The sequence below is a fragment of the Deinococcus pimensis DSM 21231 genome, assembly GCF_000519345.1.
Lineage (GTDB): Bacteria > Deinococcota > Deinococci > Deinococcales > Deinococcaceae > Deinococcus_A > Deinococcus_A pimensis.
This window is the reverse complement of the sequence record NZ_KI912633.1, coordinates 410,534-411,174: the sequence shown is the minus strand read 5'-3', so window position 1 is coordinate 411,174 and position 641 is coordinate 410,534. Positions and strand designations below refer to the sequence as shown.

The window sequence follows — 641 nt, the reverse complement described above, 5'->3', positions numbered from 1 at the left end:
TGGAGCCGACGCTCGCGTCGCTGCGGGAGGCGGCGGACGCGGCGCGCGCGTCGGGCGCGGACGGGTTCGTGGCGGTGGGCGGCGGGTCGTGCATCGACACGGCGAAGGTCGCGAACCTCGTCTCCACGCACGGTGGGGACGTGATGGCGTACGTGAACGCGCCCGTCGGGGAGGGCCGCTCGCCGCCGGGTCCGCTGCGTCCGCTGCTGGCCGTGCCGACCACGTCGGGTTCGGGGTCGGAGGCGACGACGGTGGCGGTGCTGGACCTGCCGGACCTGCGGGTGAAGACGGGCATCTCGCACCGGTATCTGCGGCCGTCGCAGGCGCTGGTGGATCCGGAGCTGAGCCTGTCCGCCCCGGCGGGCGTGACGGCGTCGGCGGGACTGGACGTGGTGTGTCACGCGGTGGAGTCGTTCCTGTGCCGTCCGTTCACGTCCCGTCCGCGTCCGGCGTCGCCGGGGGAGCGTCCGCCGTACCAGGGCAGCAATCCCGTCGCGGACGTGTGGTCGGCGCGGGCGATCGGGTTCGGCGGGCGGTACCTGCGCCGGGCCGTGCGGGACGCGTCGGACGTGGAGGCGCGCGGGATGATGATGCTCGCCGCGACGATGGCGGGCGTGGGGTTCGGCTCGGCGGGGGTGCAC

The 641-nt window shown here is 75.5% G+C and carries 1 protein-coding gene; it reads left to right on the top strand.

Annotated features, from left to right (window positions below; all coding sequences use genetic code 11):
- The coding region (locus DEIPI_RS29200) for an iron-containing alcohol dehydrogenase (protein ID WP_045233818.1) at positions 1-641 on the top strand (641 nt) is incomplete at both ends.